The organism is Streptomyces novaecaesareae (genome assembly GCF_000716875.1).
Lineage (GTDB): Bacteria > Actinomycetota > Actinomycetes > Streptomycetales > Streptomycetaceae > Kitasatospora > Kitasatospora novaecaesareae.
This window is the reverse complement of the sequence record NZ_JNWQ01000024.1, coordinates 1-17,090: the sequence shown is the minus strand read 5'-3', so window position 1 is coordinate 17,090 and position 17,090 is coordinate 1. Positions and strand designations below refer to the sequence as shown.

Below are 17,090 nucleotides of genomic sequence, written 5' to 3'. Positions count from 1 at the left end.
GGCGGCTCAGCGCACCTCGTTGAAGCGGATCAGGTTGCCCGCGGGGTCGCGGAAGGCGCAGTCGCGCAGGCCCCAGGGCTGGGTGGTCGGCTCCTGCACCAGCTCGGCGCCGCCGGACTTCAGCCGGTCGAAGAGGCCGTCCAGGTCGGGGGTGCCGAGGACGAGCCGGGCGTAGGTGCCCTTGGCCATCATGTCGGTGATCGTCCTGCGCTCGTCCTCGGTGATCCCCGGGTCGGCGGCCGGCGGCTCCAGCACGAGGGAGACGTCGGGCTGGTCGGCGGGGCCGACGGTGATCCAGCGCATCGGGCCGCCGCCGACGTCGTTGCGGACCTCGAAGCCGAGCAGATCGCGGTAGAAGGCGAGGGAGGCCTCGGGGTCGGTGTGCGGGAGGAAGGTCCAGTGAATGGTGATGTCGCTCATGACTGCAACGCTAGGCGCGGGGCAGGGCCGGGCGCTTCTCGAATCCTGATCGGTCTCTTCCGGCTCTTCCGGCTCTTCCGACCGTAGGACGACAGGCGCCCGGCGCGGCGGTGCGGGCGCTCAGGCTCGGACGAGTGCGTTCCACTGCGCCCGGGTCGGGCCGTCGTGCCGGGGCTCGAAGTCCGGGCGGGCGGCCAGCCAGGCGGTGACGTGCTGGTCCACCTCCTCGGTGCCGTAGGCGGCGTCGGCGGGCCGCACGAGGTGGCGGACCTGGGCCCGGGCCCGCATGACGACCGGGTCGTCGAAGGCGCAGGCGGCCAGGGCGGCGGCCCGCCGGTCCGGGAGCGGCGAACTCTCGGTGAGGCGTTGCTCGTTGGCGCGGTCGGCCGCCACCTGCGCGTCGAACAGCGGGCGGAGGGCCCGGGCCGTCCAGGCGTGGTAGCCGGCCGGGTCCGCGGCGATCCGGTCGACGTGGGCGGCGAGGTGCTGGGCGGCGAGCAGGCCGAGGGCCACGCCGTGGCCCAGGGTGGGGTTGGTGTGGACGAGGCTGTCCCCGGCGTTGACCAGGCCGGTGACGACGGGCCCTTCGTCGTCGGCGAGGGAGGTCCAGCGGTTGTCCAGGCCGGCCATCGCCAGGACGGGCGACCGCGGTTCGGGGGCCAGGGAGAGCCAGGCCGCGGTGGCGGGGAAGCGGCGGGCGGCGGCCTCGAACACGGTGGGGTCGGTGAGCGCGCCGCGGGTCGGGTCCGCGGTGGAGAGCACCAGGTTGACGGCGAAGGTGTCGTTGTCGGACGGGAAGACGCCGGCCAGCGCGAACGGTCCGGCCGAGCCGTTCTGCACCCGTCCGGGGTCACGCGGGCCGTCGGCGCGCAGGCGGTACCAGCGGCACAGGTAGGCGATCCCGGCGCGGTGGCTCTCGACCACGGGCGGGCGGCAGCCGGCCTCGACCAGCCAGCCGGGGACGGGCGAGCGACGGCCGGACGCGTCGACGACGAGGTCCGCCCGGTGCGTCTGCTCGCCGACCCGCACGCCGGTGACCCGGGCGGGGCGGCCCTCCCCGAAGGTGAGCGCGCGCACCCGACAGCCGCGCCGTACCTCGACGGTGGGTTCCCGCCGTACGGCGGTGGTCAGGGCGGCCTCCAGCACGATGCGGCGGGTGCGCAGGGTCACCAGGTCCTCGTCGCCGGCCCGGTGCGGCGGATGCTCGCCGAACCAGTCGAAGTCGTGGTACTCCCGGGCGCCGAGCGCCAGCAGGTCCGCGTAGACGTCGGGGGCCTCGGCGCGCAGCACGGCGCGCACGGGCGCGAGGAACGAGTGGGGCTGGACGGCCTGCGGGACTCGGGGCCTGTTCCAGTGGAAGAAGTCCCGGTTCAGGTCCTCCCCGGCCTGCCGCGTCTCCTGCTCGAACAACGTGACCGCATGGCCCCGTCTGCCGAGCATGACGGCCGTCGCCAACCCGCTGATACCCGCACCGATCACCGCAACCCGCGCCACTGAGCTCCCCTTCGCTTCGCGTCGTGTTGCGAGATGATCTTACTGCTCGGTGATCTCCGGCCGTGAACCGGGGCCCGGCCGCCGCGAATCGGTCGCGGCGGGGGCTGACCGAAAAACAAGCAGGCATGATTGCTTTTTTCTCCGGGCGGTGCCACGCTGCTGCCCGACGGCGCCCGTGCGGGGCCGTCGCCAACTCACCGGCAGGGGAGGCGCATTGGTGCGCGAAAGCGCGGTACTGCGGATCGGCAACGCCTCGGGGTTCTACGGGGACCGCTTCGCGGCGGTGCGGGAGATGCTCACCGGCGGGCCGCTGGACGTGCTCACCGGGGACTACCTGGCCGAGTTGACGATGCTGATCCTGGCGCGTGACCGGCTGAAGGACCCGTCGCTCGGCTACGCCCGGACCTTCCTGCGGCAGATGGAGGAGTGCCTCGGCCTGGCCCGCGAGCGCGGCGTGCGGATCGTGGTGAACGCGGGCGGCCTCAACCCGGCCCGGCTCGCCGACGAGCTGCGCGAACTGGCCCGGAGCCTGGGCGTGGAGGCGGCCGTCGCGCACGTCGAGGGTGACGACCTGCTGCCGCGCCGAGAGGAACTCGGCTTGCCCGAGGGCCTGTTGGCCGCCAACGCCTACCTCGGCGGCTTCGGCATCGCGGCCTGCCTGGCCGAGGGCGCGGACGTGGTGGTCACCGGCCGGGTGACGGATGCGGCGCTGGTCGCCGGGCCCGGGATCGCCCGCTTCGGCTGGACGCCCGACGCCCTCGACGCCCTCGCCGGGGCGGTGGTCGCCGGTCACGTCCTGGAGTGCGGTGCCCAGGCGACCGGCGGCAACTACGCCTTCTTCCGCGAGCACGACGTGACCCGCCCCGGCTTCCCGATCGCCGAGCTGCACGCCGACGGCTCCAGCGTGATCACCAAGCACCCGGGCACCGGCGGCGCCGTCACCATCGGCACCGTCACCGCCCAACTCCTGTACGAGACCGGCGGATCGCACTACCTCGGCCCGGACGTCACCGCCCGGCTGGACACCGTCCGGCTCGCCGCGGACGGCCCCGACCGGGTCCGGATCGACGGCGTCCGGGGGGAGGCCCCGCCGCCCACGCTGAAGGTCGGCCTCAACCGGCTCGGCGGCCACCACAACGAGGTGGTCTTCGTCCTCACCGGCCTGGACATCGAGGCCAAGGCCGCGCTGGTACGGCGGCAGTTCGCCGAGGCCCTGCCGGCCGCGGCCCGCCCCGCCGAACTGCGCTGGACGCTCGCCCGGACCGACCACCCGGACGCCCCGGACGAGGAGGCCGCCTCCGCCCTCCTGCGGCTGACCGCCCGGGACCGGGATCCGGCCAAGGTCGGCCGTGAACTCGGCAAGGCCGCAGTGGAGTTGGGGCTCGCCGGCTATCCCGGCTTCCACCTCACCGCCCCGCCCGGGCCGGGCGCGCCGTACGGGGTGTTCACCGCCGTGTCCGTCGACGCCAAGGCCGTCGAGCACACCGCCGTCCTGCCGGACGGCCGCCGGATCGCCGTCCCACCGGCGCCAGTCACCGGCCAATCCTTCGCCACCGAACCACAGCTGCCCGACCCGCTGCCGCCCGGCCCCACCCGCCGCGCCCCGCTCGGCCTGGTGGTCGGCGCCCGCAGCGGTGACAAGGGCGGCGACGCCGACCTCGGCGTCTGGGCCCGCACCGACGACGGCTGGCGCTGGCTCGCACACGCCCTCACGGTGCAGCGGCTGCGCGAACTGCTCCCCGAAACCGCCGAGTTGACCGTCACCCGGCACCTCCTGCCGAACCTGCGCGCGGTCAACTTCACGATCGCCGGCCTGCTCGGCGAGGGCGTCGCCGCCCGGCACCGCTTCGATCCGCAGGCCAAGGCCCTCGGCGAGTGGCTGCGCTCGCGCCACCTCGACCTCCCGACCGCGCTCCTCGACAGCCCGGAGACACCGCTGTGACCGTCCTGCCCACCCGCGTCGACCCGGCCGGGCCCGAGTACGCCGAGCACCGTGCCGCGATGCTCGCCAAGCTCGCCGACCTGGACACCGAGCACGCCAAGGCGCTGGCCGGCGGCGGCCCCACGTACCTGGAACGCCACCGCAAGCGCGGCAAGCTGCCGGCCCGCGAGCGGATCGAGCTGCTGGTCGATCCGGACTCGCCGTTCCTGGAGCTGTCCCCGCTGGCCGCCTGGGGCAGCGACTACCCGGTGGGCGCCGCGCTGGTCACCGGGATCGGCGTGATCGAGGGCGTCGAGTGCGTGATCACCGCCAACGACCCGACCGTGCGGGGCGGCGCCAGCAACCCCTGGACGCTGCGCAAGGCCCTGCGCGCCAACGAGATCGCGCTGCACAACCGCCTCCCGCTGGTGAACCTGGTGGAGTCGGGCGGCGCCGATCTGCCCAGCCAGAAGGAGATCTTCATCCCCGGCGGCGCCCTGTTCCGCGACCTCACCCGGCTGTCCGCCGCCGGCATCCCCACCGTGGCCGTGGTGTTCGGCAACTCGACGGCCGGCGGCGCGTACGTGCCCGGCATGTCGGACCACACCGTGCTGGTCAAGGAGCGCGCCAAGGTGTTCCTCGGCGGCCCGCCGCTGGTGAAGATGGCCACCGGCGAGGAGTCCGACGACGAGTCGCTCGGCGGCGCCGAGATGCACGCCCGTACCTCCGGCCTGGCCGACCACTTCGCGGTGGACGAGGCGGACGCGCTGCGGATCGCCCGCCGGATCGTCGCCCGGCTGGACCACCGCAAGCCGGGGCCGTCACCGGACCGGTTCGCCGAGCCGCCGAAGTACGACGAGGAGGAGCTGCTGGGCATCGTCCCCGGCGACCTCAAGGTGCCCTTCGACCCGCGCGAGGTGATCGCCCGGATCGTCGACGGATCCGACCTCGACGAGTTCAAGCCGCTGTACGGCACCAGCCTGGCCACCGGCTGGGCCCGGCTGCACGGCTACCCGGTCGGCATCCTGGCCAACGCCCAGGGCGTGCTGTTCAGCCAGGAGTCCCAGAAGGCCGCCCAGTTCATCCAGTTGGCGAACCAGCGGAACACCCCGCTGCTGTTCCTGCACAACACCACCGGCTACATGGTCGGCAAGGACTACGAGCAGGGCGGCATCATCAAGCACGGCGCGATGATGATCAACGCCGTCGCCAACTCGAAGGTCCCGCACCTGTCCGTGCTGATGGGCGCCTCCTACGGCGCCGGCCACTACGGCATGTGCGGCCGGGCGTACGAGCCGCGCTTCCTGTTCTCCTGGCCGAGCGCCAAGTCCGCGGTGATGGGCCCGCAGCAGCTCGCCGGAGTGCTCTCGATCGTCGCCCGGCAGTCGGCCGCCGCGAAGGGCCGGCCGTACGACGAGGACGCGGACGCGGCGATCCGGGCCATGGTCGAGCAGCAGATCGAGGCCGAGTCATTGCCGGTGTTCCTGTCCGGCCGGCTCTACGACGACGGCGTGATCGACCCGCGCGACACCCGTACGGTGCTCGGCCTGTGCCTGTCCGCGATCCACAACGCGCCGGTCGAGGGCGCGCGTGGCTACGGCGTCTTCCGGATGTGAGCCGGCCCCTGTGACGGAGCGAGGAATGACTTCCAAGACATCGATCGGCAACCTGCTGGTCGCCAACCGGGGCGAGATCGCCCGCCGGGTCTTCCGGACCTGCCGGGAGCTCGGCATCGCGACCACCGCCGTCCACTCCGACCCGGACGCCGGCGCCCCGCACGTGCGCGAGGCCGACGCGGCCGTGCGGCTGCCCGGCGCCGCGCCCGCCGACACCTACCTGCGCGTCGACCTGATCGTCCGCGCCGCGCTCGCGGCCGGGGCCGATGCCGTCCACCCCGGGTACGGATTCCTGTCCGAGAGCGCCGAGTTCGCGCAGGCCGTGCTGGACGCGGGCCTGGTCTGGGTCGGGCCGCCGCCGGCCGCGATCGCCGCGATGGGCTCCAAGACCGCCGCCAAGCGCCTGATGGCCGAGGCCGGGGTGCCCGTCCTCGGCGCGCTCGCCGAGCCGACCGAGGCCGACCTGCCGGTGCTGGTGAAGGCCGCGGCGGGCGGCGGCGGCCGGGGCATGCGGGTCGTCCGCAGCCTCGCGGAGCTGCCCGGCGAACTGGCCGCCGCCCGCGCCGAGGCGGCCAAGGCCTTCGGCTCGGACGAGGTGTTCTGCGAGCGCTACCTGCCCACCGGGCGGCACGTCGAGGTCCAGTTGCTGGCCGACGCGCACGGTACGGTCTGGGCGGTCGGCGACCGCGACTGCTCGCTGCAGCGGCGCCACCAGAAGGTGATCGAGGAGGCGCCCGCCCCCGGCGTCCCGGCGCAGGTGCGGGCCGCGCTGCACGCCGCGGCGGTGAGCGCGGCCCGGGCGATCGGCTACGTGGGCGCGGGCACCGCCGAGTTCCTGCTCGCCGAGGACGGCGGATTCTGGTTCCTGGAGATGAACACCCGTCTGCAGGTCGAGCACCCGGTCACCGAGGCGGTCACCGGACTTGACCTGGTGGCACTCCAACTCGCCGTCGCCGAGGGGGAGATGCTGCCGCCGCAGCCCCCCGCGAGCCACGGCCACGCGATCGAGGCCCGGCTGTACGCGGAGGACCCGGCCAAGGACTGGCAGCCCGCCACCGGCACCCTGCACCGGCTCGAACTCACCGTCCTCCACGAGGAGTTCACCGGGAGGGGCATCCGCCTGGACTCCGGCACCGGGCCCGGCAGCGAGATCACCCCGCACTACGACGCGATGCTCGCCAAGGTGACCGCCTGGGCCCCGACCCGCGCCGCCGCCGCCCGCCGGCTGGCCGACGCGCTGGCCCGCGCCCGCATCCACGGGCCCGCCACCAACCGGGAGTTGCTGGTCCGCGCGCTGCGGCACCCGGCCTTCCTGGCCGAGCGCCTGCACACCGGCTTCCTGGCCGAGCACGCGGCCGTGCTCCTGGCGCCCGACACCAAGGGCGCCGTCGACCGCGCCGCCCTGGCCGCCGCCCTCGCCGACGCCGCCGCCCGGCGCACCGCACTCCCGTCCGGTTGGCGGAACCTGCCCTCGCAGCCGCAGCTCAAGCGCTACCGGGCCGCCGACGGCACCGAGTTCGAGGTCCGCTATCGTCTCACGCGCACCGGACTGCGAGCCGAGGACCACCCGGACGTCGAACTCGTGAGCGCCACCCCCGACCTGGTCGCCCTGCGCGAGGGCGGAGTCCGGCGCCCCTACCGCGTCGCCCGCCACGGGGACGAGGTGTACGTCGACACCCCGTTCGGCAGCACCGCGCTCACCGCCCTCCCACGCTTCCCCGACCCCACCGTCCGCACCGCCCCCGGCGCACTGCTCGCCCCGATGCCCGGCACCGTGGTGCGCACCACCGCCGCCGTCGGCGACACCGTCACCGCCGGCCAGCCGCTGCTCGTGCTGGAGGCGATGAAGATGGAGCACCGCGTCACCGCCCCCGCCGACGGCGTCCTGGTCGAACTCCGCGCCACCCCCGGCCGGCAGGTCGAGCTCGGTGCCCTGTTGGCCGTCGTCCGATCCCCCCGAGAGTTCCCCCGAGAGCCCTGAGGAAGGACCCCGCATGTCCGCCATCGGCAGTCAGCTCCTCGAAACCCCCGAGCGCCGCGCCCTGCGCCAGGCCGTCGGCGACCTCGGCCGCCGCTACGGCTCCGCCTACTACCTCGCCAAGGCGCGGGCCGGCGAGCCCGCCGACGAACTGTGGGCGGAGGCCGGCAAGGCCGGCTACCTCGGCGTCAACCTGCCCGTCGAGTACGGCGGCGGGGGCGGCGGCATCACCGACCTCGCCATCGTGCTCGAAGAACTCGGCACCGCCGGCTGCCCGTTGCTGCTGCTGATCGTCTCCCCGGCGATCTGCGGCACCGTGATCGCCCGCTACGGCACCGAGGAGCAGAAGCAGCGCTGGCTGCCCGGGCTCGCCGACGGCAGCCGCACGATGGCCTTCGGCATCACCGAGCCCGACGCCGGCTCCAACTCCCACCGGATATCCACCGTCGCCCGCCGCGACGGCGAGGACTGGCTGCTGACCGGCCGCAAGGTGTTCGTCTCCGGCATCGACCACTCCGACGCCGTCCTGTTCGTGGCCCGCACCGAGGACGCACGGACCGGGAAGCTCAAGCCCTGCCTGTTCGTCGTCCCGCGCGACACCCCCGGCTTCGAGTACCGGCCGATCCCGATGGAACTCGTCGCCCCCGAGAAGCAGTTCCAGGTCTTCCTGGACGATGTCCGGCTGCCCGCCGACGCCCTGGTCGGCGACGAGAACGCGGGCCTGCTCCAGTTGTTCGCGGGCCTCAACCCCGAGCGGATCCTCACCGCCGCCTTCTCGCTCGGCCTCGCCCGGCAGGCCCTCGGCAAGGCCGTCGAGTACGCGAAGACCCGCACCGTCTGGTCCACCCCGATCGGCGCCCACCAGGGGCTGGCCCACCCGCTGGCCCAGTGCGCCGTGGAGATCGAGCTGGCCCGGCTGATGACCCAGAAGGCCGGGCTGCTCTACGACGCGGGCGAGGACGTCGCCGCCGGGGAGGCCGCCAACATGGCCAAGTACGCCGCCGGGGAGGCCGCCGCCCGGACGGTCGACCAGGCGGTGCAGACCCTCGGCGGCAACGGCCTCACCCAGGAGTACGGGCTGGGCGCGCTGCTGGCGGCCACCCGGGTCGGCCGGGTCGCCCCGGTCAGCCGCGAGATGGTGCTCAACTACGTCGCCCAGCACACCCTCGGCCTGCCGAAGTCGTACTGAGCCGGGCCGCACCGTACCGGGCCGCACCGTAACGCGCCGCACTGCACGGGGGCCGCACCGCACGGGCCCGTACCGGGCCGTGGCGGCGTTCAGCGGCTCGCGGACAGGTGGGCGAACACCACGGTGTTGGACTCGTACCCGGTCTTCCGGTCGAACTTCCCGCCGCAGGTGATCAGTCGCAGCTCGGCCCGGCCGGGGGTGCCCGCGCCGTACACCAGGGCGTCCGGGAAGTCCGCCTTCGGGAAGACCCGGACGGAGTCCACGGTGAACACCGCGGTGTGGCGGTCCTTGCGGGCCACCTCGACGGTGTCGCCCGGGCGCAGCAGCCCGAGCCGGTAGAAGACCGCCGGTCCGCTGCGGTTGTCGGCGTGCCCGGTGACGATGGCGTTCCCGGCGGCCCCGGGCGCGGCGCCGTCCCGGTACCAGCCGGTGAGGTTGCGCTGCTCCATCGGCGGGGTGGCCAGCTGCCGAGCGGCGGTCAGGCCGAGCCCGGTCACCGGGGCGTCGACCTTGATCGCGGGGATCCGGATCCTGGTCGGCGCCGAGGCCGGCAGCGGCGGGGCGGCGGGCACCGGGGGCGGCGTGGGCGTGGCGGCCGGTGCCGACACCGGGGACGGTGCGGCGGCTGCCGAGGGCGCGGGCGGCAGCGGCGGCCCGTGCCGGTCGACGGTGCCGTCGTGGACCAGCCAGACGCCGCACAGCGCGAGCGCCAGCGCGGCGACCCCCGCCCGCCAGGGGAGGGGGCCGCCGTACGGCGCGCGGTGCGGACGGTCAGGATTCGGCATTGCGTCCGGGACGGCGCCGCATCGCGCGGATGGCGATCCCGCCCGCGCCGACGACCAGCGCCAGGCCGCCCACGACCTGGGCGGCATCGGTGCCGGAGGTGCCGCCGCCGCCGGTGCCCACCCCGCCGTGCGGGCCACCGTGCGGGCCGCCGTGCGGGCCACCGCTCGGCGAGGCGCTGTGGGAGTGCGAGTGCGAGGGCGAGGTGCTGGGCGATCCGCTCGGCGACGGGGAGGGCGAGGAGGACGGCGAGGGCGAGGGCGACGAGGTGGCGCAGGCGACGTCGAACACCTTCTGCTTCGCGGCGCCGTTCTCACCCGCGAACGTCCATTCGAGCTTGTAGTGCCCGTCCGGCAGGGTGAGGTTGGTGGTGTTCCCGGTGCCGTTCACCAGCGTGATCAATCCGGCCATCACCTGGGCGGTGCCCGTCGGCGGCTGCTGCGAGATCGTCCAGCTGACCTGCTGGATGGTGTCGAAGTTGAAGGCGTCCAGGTAGAAGACGCAGACCTTGGGCTGGTCGCTCTGATCGGTGACCGGTGTGGTGCTCTCGTGGATCTTGACGTCGCCGTTGTCGCCCGGCGCGGCCAGCGCGGCCGGGGCCGCGCCGAGGGTGAGCGCGAGGGCGGCGCCGGTGGCGGCGAGCAGCCGCCGGGCCGGTGGCAGGGGAGGGGAGACGGGTTTCACGGTGGGTGCTCCAGGGTCGGCGGGCCGCCCCGGGGGCGGGCGGCCGTGGTGCTTCACCGTCCGGTCGGGCGCCCCCCTGAGCAACTGTGCCACGCGTGCGCCGCCTCCGGTTCCCCACAATGGCCCAGCCTCGCCCCTGACTGTCCGTATGCTCCTGAACGCGCCTCGAATCGATCCACCGCCGGTTTTGTTGCCGCGTCAACTTCCTTACTGGAGGCTTACCTTGGTGTTCCGAAGCGAATTCCCGGACGTCCCCGTGGTCGACCTGCCGGTCCACGAGGCGGTGCTCGGCGCCGCGGCCCGCTACGGCGACCGGCCGGCCCTGATCGACGGCCTCACCGGCGAGCAGGTCAGCTACGTGCAGCTCGCCGCCGCCGTCGAGCGGGTCGCCGCCGGGCTGGCCGAGTCAGGCGTGCGCCGGGGCGAGGTCATCGCCCTCTTCAGCCCCAACTCGATCACCTACCCGATGGCCTACTACGGCGCGACCCGGGCCGGCGCCACCGTGACGACCGTCTCCTCGCTGGCCACGCCCACCGAACTGGCCGGCCAGCTGCGCGACAGCGGCGCCCGCCGGCTGATCACCGTCTCCCCGTTCCTGCCCGCCGCCCGGACCGCCGCCGACCTGCTCGCCGAGCAGGGCCACCTGCTGACCGAGATCCTCGTCCTGGACGGCGCCGAGGGCCACCGCTCGCTCGCCGACCTGCTCGCCACCCCCGGCCCCGCCCCCGAGGTCGCCATCGACCCCGGCGAGGACGTCGCCGTGCTGCCCTACTCCAGCGGCACCACCGGCCTGCCCAAGGGCGTGATGCTCACCCACCGCTCGATCGCCACCAACCTCGCCCAGTGCGACGCCCTCTACCGCCCCACCGAGGGCGAGCGGGTGCTCGCCGTCCTGCCGTTCTTCCACATCTACGGCCTGGCCGCGCTGCTCAACCAGCCGCTGCGCTGCGGCGCCACCGTGGTCGTGCTGCCCCGCTTCGACCTGGAGCAGTTCTGCCGCGCCGTCGAGGAGCACCGGGTGCAGGCCCTGTTCGTGGCCCCGCCGATCGCGCTCGCCCTGGCCAAGCACCCGGTCGTGGACCGCTTCGACCTCTCCTCCGTCAAGTACCTGCTGTGCGCCGCCGCCCCGCTCGACCACGCGCTCGCCGACGCCTGCGCCCGGCGCCTCGGCCTGCCGCACCTGCTCCAGGGCTACGGCATGACCGAGCTCTCCCCGGTCACCCACGTGGTCTCCCCGCGGGAGAGTGACCCCTCGCGCGGCTCGGTCGGCCGGATGGTCCCCTCCACCGAGCTGCGGATCGCCGCCCTGGACGGCTCCGCCGACGACCTCGGGCCCGGCGAGCGCGGCGAGCTGCTGATCCGCGGCCCCCAGGTGATGAAGGGCTACCTCGGCCGCCCCTCCGAGACCGCGGCCGTGATCGACGCCGAGGGCTGGCTGCACACCGGCGACGTCGGCTACGTGGACGAGCGCGGCTACCTGCACATCGTCGACCGGGTCAAGGAGCTGATCAAGTACAAGGGCTACCAGGTCGCCCCCGCCGAGCTGGAGGCCGTCCTGCTCGGCCACCCGCAGATCGCCGACGCCGCCGTGATCGGCGTCCCGGACGCCGAGGGCGGCGAGTGTCCCAAGGCCTTCGTGGTCCGCGCCCCGGGCAGCGGGCTGACCGCGGAGGAGGTCACCGGGTACGTCGCCGGGCTGGTCGCCCCCTACAAGAAGGTCCGCGCGGTGGAGTTCGTCGACACCGTCCCCAAGTCCGCGGCCGGAAAGATCCTCCGCCGCGAACTGCGCGCCCGCGAGGCCCGGCGCGCCCCCGTCGACTGAGCACGCCCCCGACGGGCGGGGACCGGTACCCGTCTGTGAGGATCGACCCGCCGCAGGGACCGACCCGCCGAAGGGGACCGATCCACCACACGGGATCGCGCCGCCGCAGGGGACCGACCCGCCTCGCCCGCACCGGAACAGGAGCCGCCAGCAGCCATGACCAGCCACCCCGCCGCCCGCACCCCCCGGCAGGACCGCAGCCGCGCGACCAGGGCCCGGCTGCTCGCGGCGGCCGTGGACTGCCTGGCCGAACTCGGCTGGAACGGCTCCACCGTCACCGTGGTCGCCGAGCGCGCCGGCGTCTCCCGGGGCGCCGCCCAGCACCACTTCCCGACCCGCGAGGACCTGTTCACCGCGGCCGTCGAGCACGTCACCGCCGAGCGGCTGGCAGCCGTCCGCGCCCACGCGGACGAGCTGCCGGCCGCCGGCCCCGACCGCACCCGGGCCGTGGTCGACATGATCGTGCGCCTCTACACCGGCCCGCTGTTCCGCGCCGCCCTGCACCTGTGGACCGCCGCCGCCACCGAGGAGGCGCTGCGCGAGCGGATCGTCGCCCTGGAGGGCCACGTCGGCCGGGAGGCCCACCGGGCCGCCGTGGAGTTCCTGGACGCCGACGAGAGCCACCCGGGCGTGCGGGAATCCGTGCAGGCCACCCTGGACCTCGCCCGCGGACTCGGCCTGGCCAACCTGCTCACCGACGACAGCCTCCGACGATCCGGAGTGATCCGGCAGTGGGCGGGCGTTCTGGAGAGTACGCTGCGGCCGGTACGCCCATGACGCCCGTACACAAGGAGCGGCCGGACAACCCCTGACCAAGGGGTCGCCGGGCGGCCGATGTCCGTGCAGTCTGGAGAAGAACCCCGGCCGACACGGACCGCGAGGCCCACCCGGCCGGGCACGAGCCGAACCGGGGTGCTGCCTGATCATGCACGGACACGAGTGGGACGCGACCGCCGCCGCCGGCCCGGCACGGGGCGGCCCTTCGGCCCGTCCCGAGGGCGGACGCCCCGAAGGCCACCGGCTCGTCCCGCTCGCGACAGCCCTGCTTCAGCACGACGGACTGATCCTGCACTGGAGCGAGGACGCCGAGGCCCTGCTCGGCTACACCGCCGAGGAGGCCGTCGGCAGCTTCGCCGCCCAGCTGTTCACCGACGGCGGCGACCGCACCGAGGTGCTCGACCTCCTCGAACGGATCATGGGCGGCACCGGCTGGTCCGGCGTCTTCCCGGTCCGCCACCGCGACGGCCACAAGGTCGACCTGGAGTTCCGCACCTACCCGATCGCCGGCCCGGCCGACACCCTGCTGCTGCTCGCCACCGCCTCCGACACCCGCGCCCTGCATGCCGTCGAGGCCGACCTGGCGGTGCTGGACGGCATCTTCGGCCGCTCGCCGATAGGCATGGCGGTCTACGACACCGACCTGCGCTACGTCCGGATCAACGAGGCGCTCGCCCGGATGAACGGCGTGCCGGCCGCCGCCCACCTCGGCCGCCGGATATCCGCCGTGCTGCCCGGCATCAACGGCGCCGAGATCGAACAGACCATGAGACAGGTGCTGAAGACCGGGAAGCCGGTGGTGGACGCCCGCTCGCACGGCCGCGTCCCCGGCGATCCGAGGCGGGACCGCGCGTGGTCCGCCTCCTACTTCCGGCTGGAGGACTCCACCGGCCGCGTGTTCGGCGTCTGTTCCTCGATCATCGACGTCACCGAACGCTTCCAGGCCGAGGCCCGCGCCGCCCGGGCCCAGGAACGCCTCGCCACCATCGCCGAGGCGACGGCGCGGATCGGTACCACCCTCGACCTCCAGCGCACCGCCGAGGAACTGATCGAGGCCGTCGTCCCCCGGTTCGCGGACTTCGCCACCGTCGACCTGCTGGAGCCGGTGCTGCGCGGCGCCGAGCCCACCGAGATCCCCACCGACCGGACCGTCACCCTGCGCGCCGTCGCCGTCGGGGAGTCCTACGAGAGCGGCCTCGTGCACGCCGTCGACGTCGTCGGCGAGACCTCCGAGTACGCCCCCGACCGCAGCTACACCCAGTGCCTGCGCAGCGGGAAGCCGCTGCTGCGGGCCCACGTGGACGAGGAGGTGCTGCGCGGGCTGGTCTCCAGCGAGGACCGGGTGGCCCCCGGGATCGCGGCGGGCATCCACTCCTACCTGATGGTGCCGATCACCGCCCGGGGCATGGTGCTCGGCGGATCCGAGTTCATCAGGATGCGCAACCCCGAGCCGTTCAGCGCCGCCGACGTCGCCCTCGCCGAGGAACTGGTCGCCCGCACCGCGCTGGCGCTGGACAACGCCCGGCTCTACCGGCGCGAGCGGGAGACCGCGCTGACCCTCCAGCGCAGCCTGCTGCCGCAGGAGGTGCACCGCACCCTCGGCCTGGAGATCGCCCACCGCTACCTGCCCAGCAGCGTGGTCAGCGAGGTCGGCGGCGACTGGTTCGACGTCGTTCCGCTGTCCTGCGGGCGGGTCGCCCTGGTGGTCGGGGACGTGATGGGCCACGGCATCCGCGCCGCCGCCACGATGGGCCAGCTGCGCACCGTCGCCCGCACCCTCGCCACCCTCGACATGCCGCCCGAGCAGGTCCTCACCCGGCTGGACGAGACCGCCTCGGGTATCGGCGAGGGCCAGTTCGCGACCTGCATCTGCGCGGTCTACGACCCGCTGGAGCGCACCGTCCAGGTCGCCTCGGCTGGACACCTGCCGCCGGTGCGGGTCGCCCCCGACGGCAATGCCGAGCGGGTCGAGGTGCCGCCCGGCGTGCCGCTGGGCGTCGGCGGGGTCGCCTTCGAGTCGATCGAGTTCACCATCCCCGAGGGCGGCATGGTCGCGCTCTACACCGACGGCCTGGTCGAGCGGCGCGGCCAGGACCTGGACGCCGGGATCGACCTGCTCGCCCGCACCCTCGCCGGGCCCGGCCGGACCCTGGAGGAGAGCTGCGACGCCGTCCTCGGGGCGCTGGTCACCGACGGCACCGAGGACGACATCGCGATGATCATGGCGCGGGTGCTGCCGCTGCCCGCCGACCGGATCGCCACCCTCCCGCTCAGCGGCGGCGGGAAGCTGCCCGGCAGGGCCCGCCGGTTCACCCGCGCCACCCTGGAGGCCTGGGGCCTGTCCGCGCTCACCGACTACGCCGAGCTGCTGGTCAGCGAGCTGGTCACGAACGCGCTGCTGCACGCCGACGCCCCGCGCCGGCTGCGGCTGTTCCGCGACCGGGTGCTCACCGTCGAGGTCTCCGACGCCGGCGGCCAGACCCCGCAGCTGCGCCCGTTCGCCGAGCAGGACGAGGGCGGGCGCGGGATGTTCCTGGTCAGCGAGCTGGCCCAGCGCTGGGGCAGCCGGCTCACCCGGGACGGCAAGGTGGTCTGGGCCGAGCTGGAGCTGCCCTTCGCGGCGAAGTAGGCAATGTAGGCGGAGTAGGCGGAGTAGGCGGAACGGCGGCGGCCCGATACGCCGGAACGGCCGTTCTCGCCAGGAGAACGGCCGTTCCGGCTGGGAGGCCTTACGAGGAGGGCCGGGGGGAGCGGGTCACACGTGGACCTTCTCCGACACCGCCGCGGGCTCCTCGGCGGCCGCAGCCGGCCCGGACAGCCCGCGCAGCAGCAGCCAGGCCGTCACCGCCGCGCCGACCAGCAGGACGGCGGCCAGCAGCCCGGCGCTGTTCATGCCGCTGACGAAGCCCGCCTTCGCGCTCGCCAGCAGCGGCTGCGCCAGCTCCGGCGCCAGCCCCTGCGCCGCCTCGACGGCCGAGCCCAGCGACTCGCCGGCCCGGGCGGCCAGCGCCGGGTCCGTCCCGGCCGGGACGGCCAGCCCGTTCGCGTAGATCGAGCCGACCACCGAACCGACCAGGGCGATGCCGAGCGCGGTGCCCAGCTCGTACGCCGTCTCCGAGACCGCGGAGGCGGCCCCGGCCTTCTCGGCGGGCGCGGCGCTCAGCACCAGGTCGGCGCCGAGCGTGTAGACCACGCCCTCGGCCGTCCCGACCAGCAGGAAGGAGGCGGCCAGCAGCAGGTAGGTGGTGTCCTGCTCCAGCCAGCCGAGCACGCCTATGCCCAGGCCCATCGCCAGCAGACAGGCCGTCAGCGCCGTGCGCGCGCCGAAGCGCCGGGCCACCCGGGCGGTCAGCAGACCGCCGACCACCGAGCCCGCGAAGGCCGGCAGCTCGGCCAGGCCCGCCTGCAGCGGCTGGTAGCCGCGGACCAGCTGCAGGTACTGCGAGACCACGAAGATCACGCCGGAGAGGCCGACCAGGGAGACCAGCGAGGCCGAGACCGCCGCGGTGAACCGCCGGTCGCGGAACAGCCGGACGTCGAGCAGCGGGGTCTCCAGCCGCAGCTGGCGGCGGACGAAGACGGTCAGCGCGGCGGCGCCCAGCACGAACGAGACCGGGACGTCCCAGCGGCCGACGCCGTGCGCGGCGGCCTCCTTGACCGCGTACACCACGCCGATCACCCCGGCCATCGACAGGACGACGCTCAGCACGTCCCAGCGGCCCGGCTTCGGGTCCTTGGACTCGGGCAGCAGCCAGGCGCCGAAGCCCAGCAGCAGGAGCAGCACCGGGATGTTCATCAGGAACACCGAACCCCACCAGAAGCGCTCCAGCAGTGCCCCGCCGACCACCGGCCCGAGCGCGGCCCCGGCGGTGGCGGCCGCGCCCCAGATGCCGATCGCGGTGGCCCGCTCCCGGTCGTCCGGGAAGAGGCCGCGGATCAGCGACAGGGTGGACGGCATGATCGTCGCCCCGGCCACGCCGAGCAGCGCGCGGGCCAGGATCAGCCAGCCCGGGCCCGGCGCGTAGGCGGCCAGCAGCGAGGCGGCGCCGAAGGCGGCCGAGCCGACCAGCAGCAGCCGCTTGCGGCCGATCCGGTCGCTCAGTGCGCCCATGCTGACCAGCAGGCCGGCGAGCACGAAGGAGTAGGAGTCGCCGATCCAGAGCAGCTGGGTGCCGCTGGGGCGCAGCGTCTCGCTGATCGACGGGATGGCGAGGGAGAGGACGGTCGCGTCGAGGGCGACCACGGTCACGGCCAGGACGAGGACGGCGAGGCCGGTCCAGCGCTGGCGGGCGGTCAGGGTGCTCATGGTTTATCGGTGTCCTGGCTGTGGGCCGAGGTGCTGGGGGCCGAAGGGCTGTGGGTGGCGGCTGTCTCTTATACACATCTGACGCTGCCGACCAGCGACC

The 17,090-nt window shown here is 74.5% G+C and carries 12 protein-coding genes; 7 read left to right on the top strand and 5 right to left on the bottom strand.

What is annotated here, in order from left to right:
• Window positions 1–6 precede the first annotated feature (6 nt).
• Window positions 7–420: a VOC family protein gene (locus OP86_RS11705; protein WP_030056688.1), complete on the bottom strand. Its 414-nt coding sequence runs from the start codon at window positions 418–420 to the stop codon at window positions 7–9.
• A gap of 120 nt (window positions 421–540) precedes the next feature.
• On the bottom strand, window positions 541–1,914 hold the full coding sequence (locus tag OP86_RS11700; RefSeq protein ID WP_030257074.1) for an FAD-dependent oxidoreductase: 1,374 nt from the start codon (window positions 1,912–1,914) through the stop codon (window positions 541–543).
• Window positions 1,915–2,131: 217 nt separating this feature from the next.
• Here OP86_RS11700 and OP86_RS11695 point away from each other — a divergent pair, with 217 nt between their 5' ends.
• The 4 genes from OP86_RS11695 to OP86_RS11680 are packed head-to-tail and all read left to right on the top strand — an operon-like array spanning window position 2,132 to window position 8,618.
• Window positions 2,132–3,856, top strand: a complete 1,725-nt coding sequence (locus OP86_RS11695; RefSeq protein WP_030257080.1) for an acyclic terpene utilization AtuA family protein — start codon at window positions 2,132–2,134, stop codon at window positions 3,854–3,856.
• Window positions 3,853–5,451, top strand: a complete 1,599-nt coding sequence (locus tag OP86_RS11690; protein WP_030257082.1) for an acyl-CoA carboxylase subunit beta — start codon at window positions 3,853–3,855, stop codon at window positions 5,449–5,451. The genes OP86_RS11695 and OP86_RS11690 overlap by 4 nt, the downstream gene beginning before the upstream one ends.
• A gap of 25 nt (window positions 5,452–5,476) precedes the next feature.
• Window positions 5,477–7,432 (top strand): acetyl/propionyl/methylcrotonyl-CoA carboxylase subunit alpha, encoded by a 1,956-nt coding sequence (locus OP86_RS11685; RefSeq protein WP_030257084.1) that lies wholly within the window; start codon window positions 5,477–5,479, stop codon window positions 7,430–7,432.
• A 13-nt stretch (window positions 7,433–7,445) separates the two neighbouring features.
• Window positions 7,446–8,618: an acyl-CoA dehydrogenase family protein gene (locus OP86_RS11680; RefSeq protein ID WP_030257087.1), complete on the top strand. Its 1,173-nt coding sequence runs from the start codon at window positions 7,446–7,448 to the stop codon at window positions 8,616–8,618.
• Between the two features lie 89 nt (window positions 8,619–8,707).
• Here the strand turns inward: OP86_RS11680 and OP86_RS11675 are convergent, their stop codons facing one another.
• Both OP86_RS11675 and OP86_RS11670 read right to left on the bottom strand, forming a co-directional pair.
• Window positions 8,708–9,403 (bottom strand): class F sortase, encoded by a 696-nt coding sequence (locus OP86_RS11675; protein WP_051829978.1) that lies wholly within the window; start codon window positions 9,401–9,403, stop codon window positions 8,708–8,710.
• On the bottom strand, window positions 9,390–10,085 hold the full coding sequence (locus OP86_RS11670; protein ID WP_234434913.1) for a hypothetical protein: 696 nt from the start codon (window positions 10,083–10,085) through the stop codon (window positions 9,390–9,392). The genes OP86_RS11675 and OP86_RS11670 overlap by 14 nt, the downstream gene beginning before the upstream one ends.
• A gap of 223 nt (window positions 10,086–10,308) precedes the next feature.
• Here OP86_RS11670 and OP86_RS11665 point away from each other — a divergent pair, with 223 nt between their 5' ends.
• From OP86_RS11665 to OP86_RS11655, 3 genes are all read left to right on the top strand, one after another.
• Window positions 10,309–11,907 carry a 4-coumarate--CoA ligase family protein gene (locus OP86_RS11665; RefSeq protein WP_199815176.1) on the top strand — a complete coding sequence of 533 codons (1,599 nt, stop codon included), beginning with the start codon at window positions 10,309–10,311 and terminating at the stop codon, window positions 11,905–11,907.
• Window positions 11,908–12,063: 156 nt separating this feature from the next.
• Window positions 12,064–12,684 (top strand): TetR/AcrR family transcriptional regulator, encoded by a 621-nt coding sequence (locus OP86_RS11660; protein ID WP_030257092.1) that lies wholly within the window; start codon window positions 12,064–12,066, stop codon window positions 12,682–12,684.
• A gap of 148 nt (window positions 12,685–12,832) precedes the next feature.
• Window positions 12,833–15,313, top strand: a complete 2,481-nt coding sequence (locus OP86_RS11655; protein ID WP_063832351.1) for a SpoIIE family protein phosphatase — start codon at window positions 12,833–12,835, stop codon at window positions 15,311–15,313.
• A 126-nt stretch (window positions 15,314–15,439) separates the two neighbouring features.
• On the opposite strand, the gene OP86_RS11650 is transcribed toward OP86_RS11655, so the two are convergent.
• Window positions 15,440–16,990, bottom strand: a complete 1,551-nt coding sequence (locus tag OP86_RS11650) for an MFS transporter (RefSeq protein ID WP_063832350.1) — start codon at window positions 16,988–16,990, stop codon at window positions 15,440–15,442.
• Window positions 16,991–17,090: the final 100 nt, after the last annotated feature.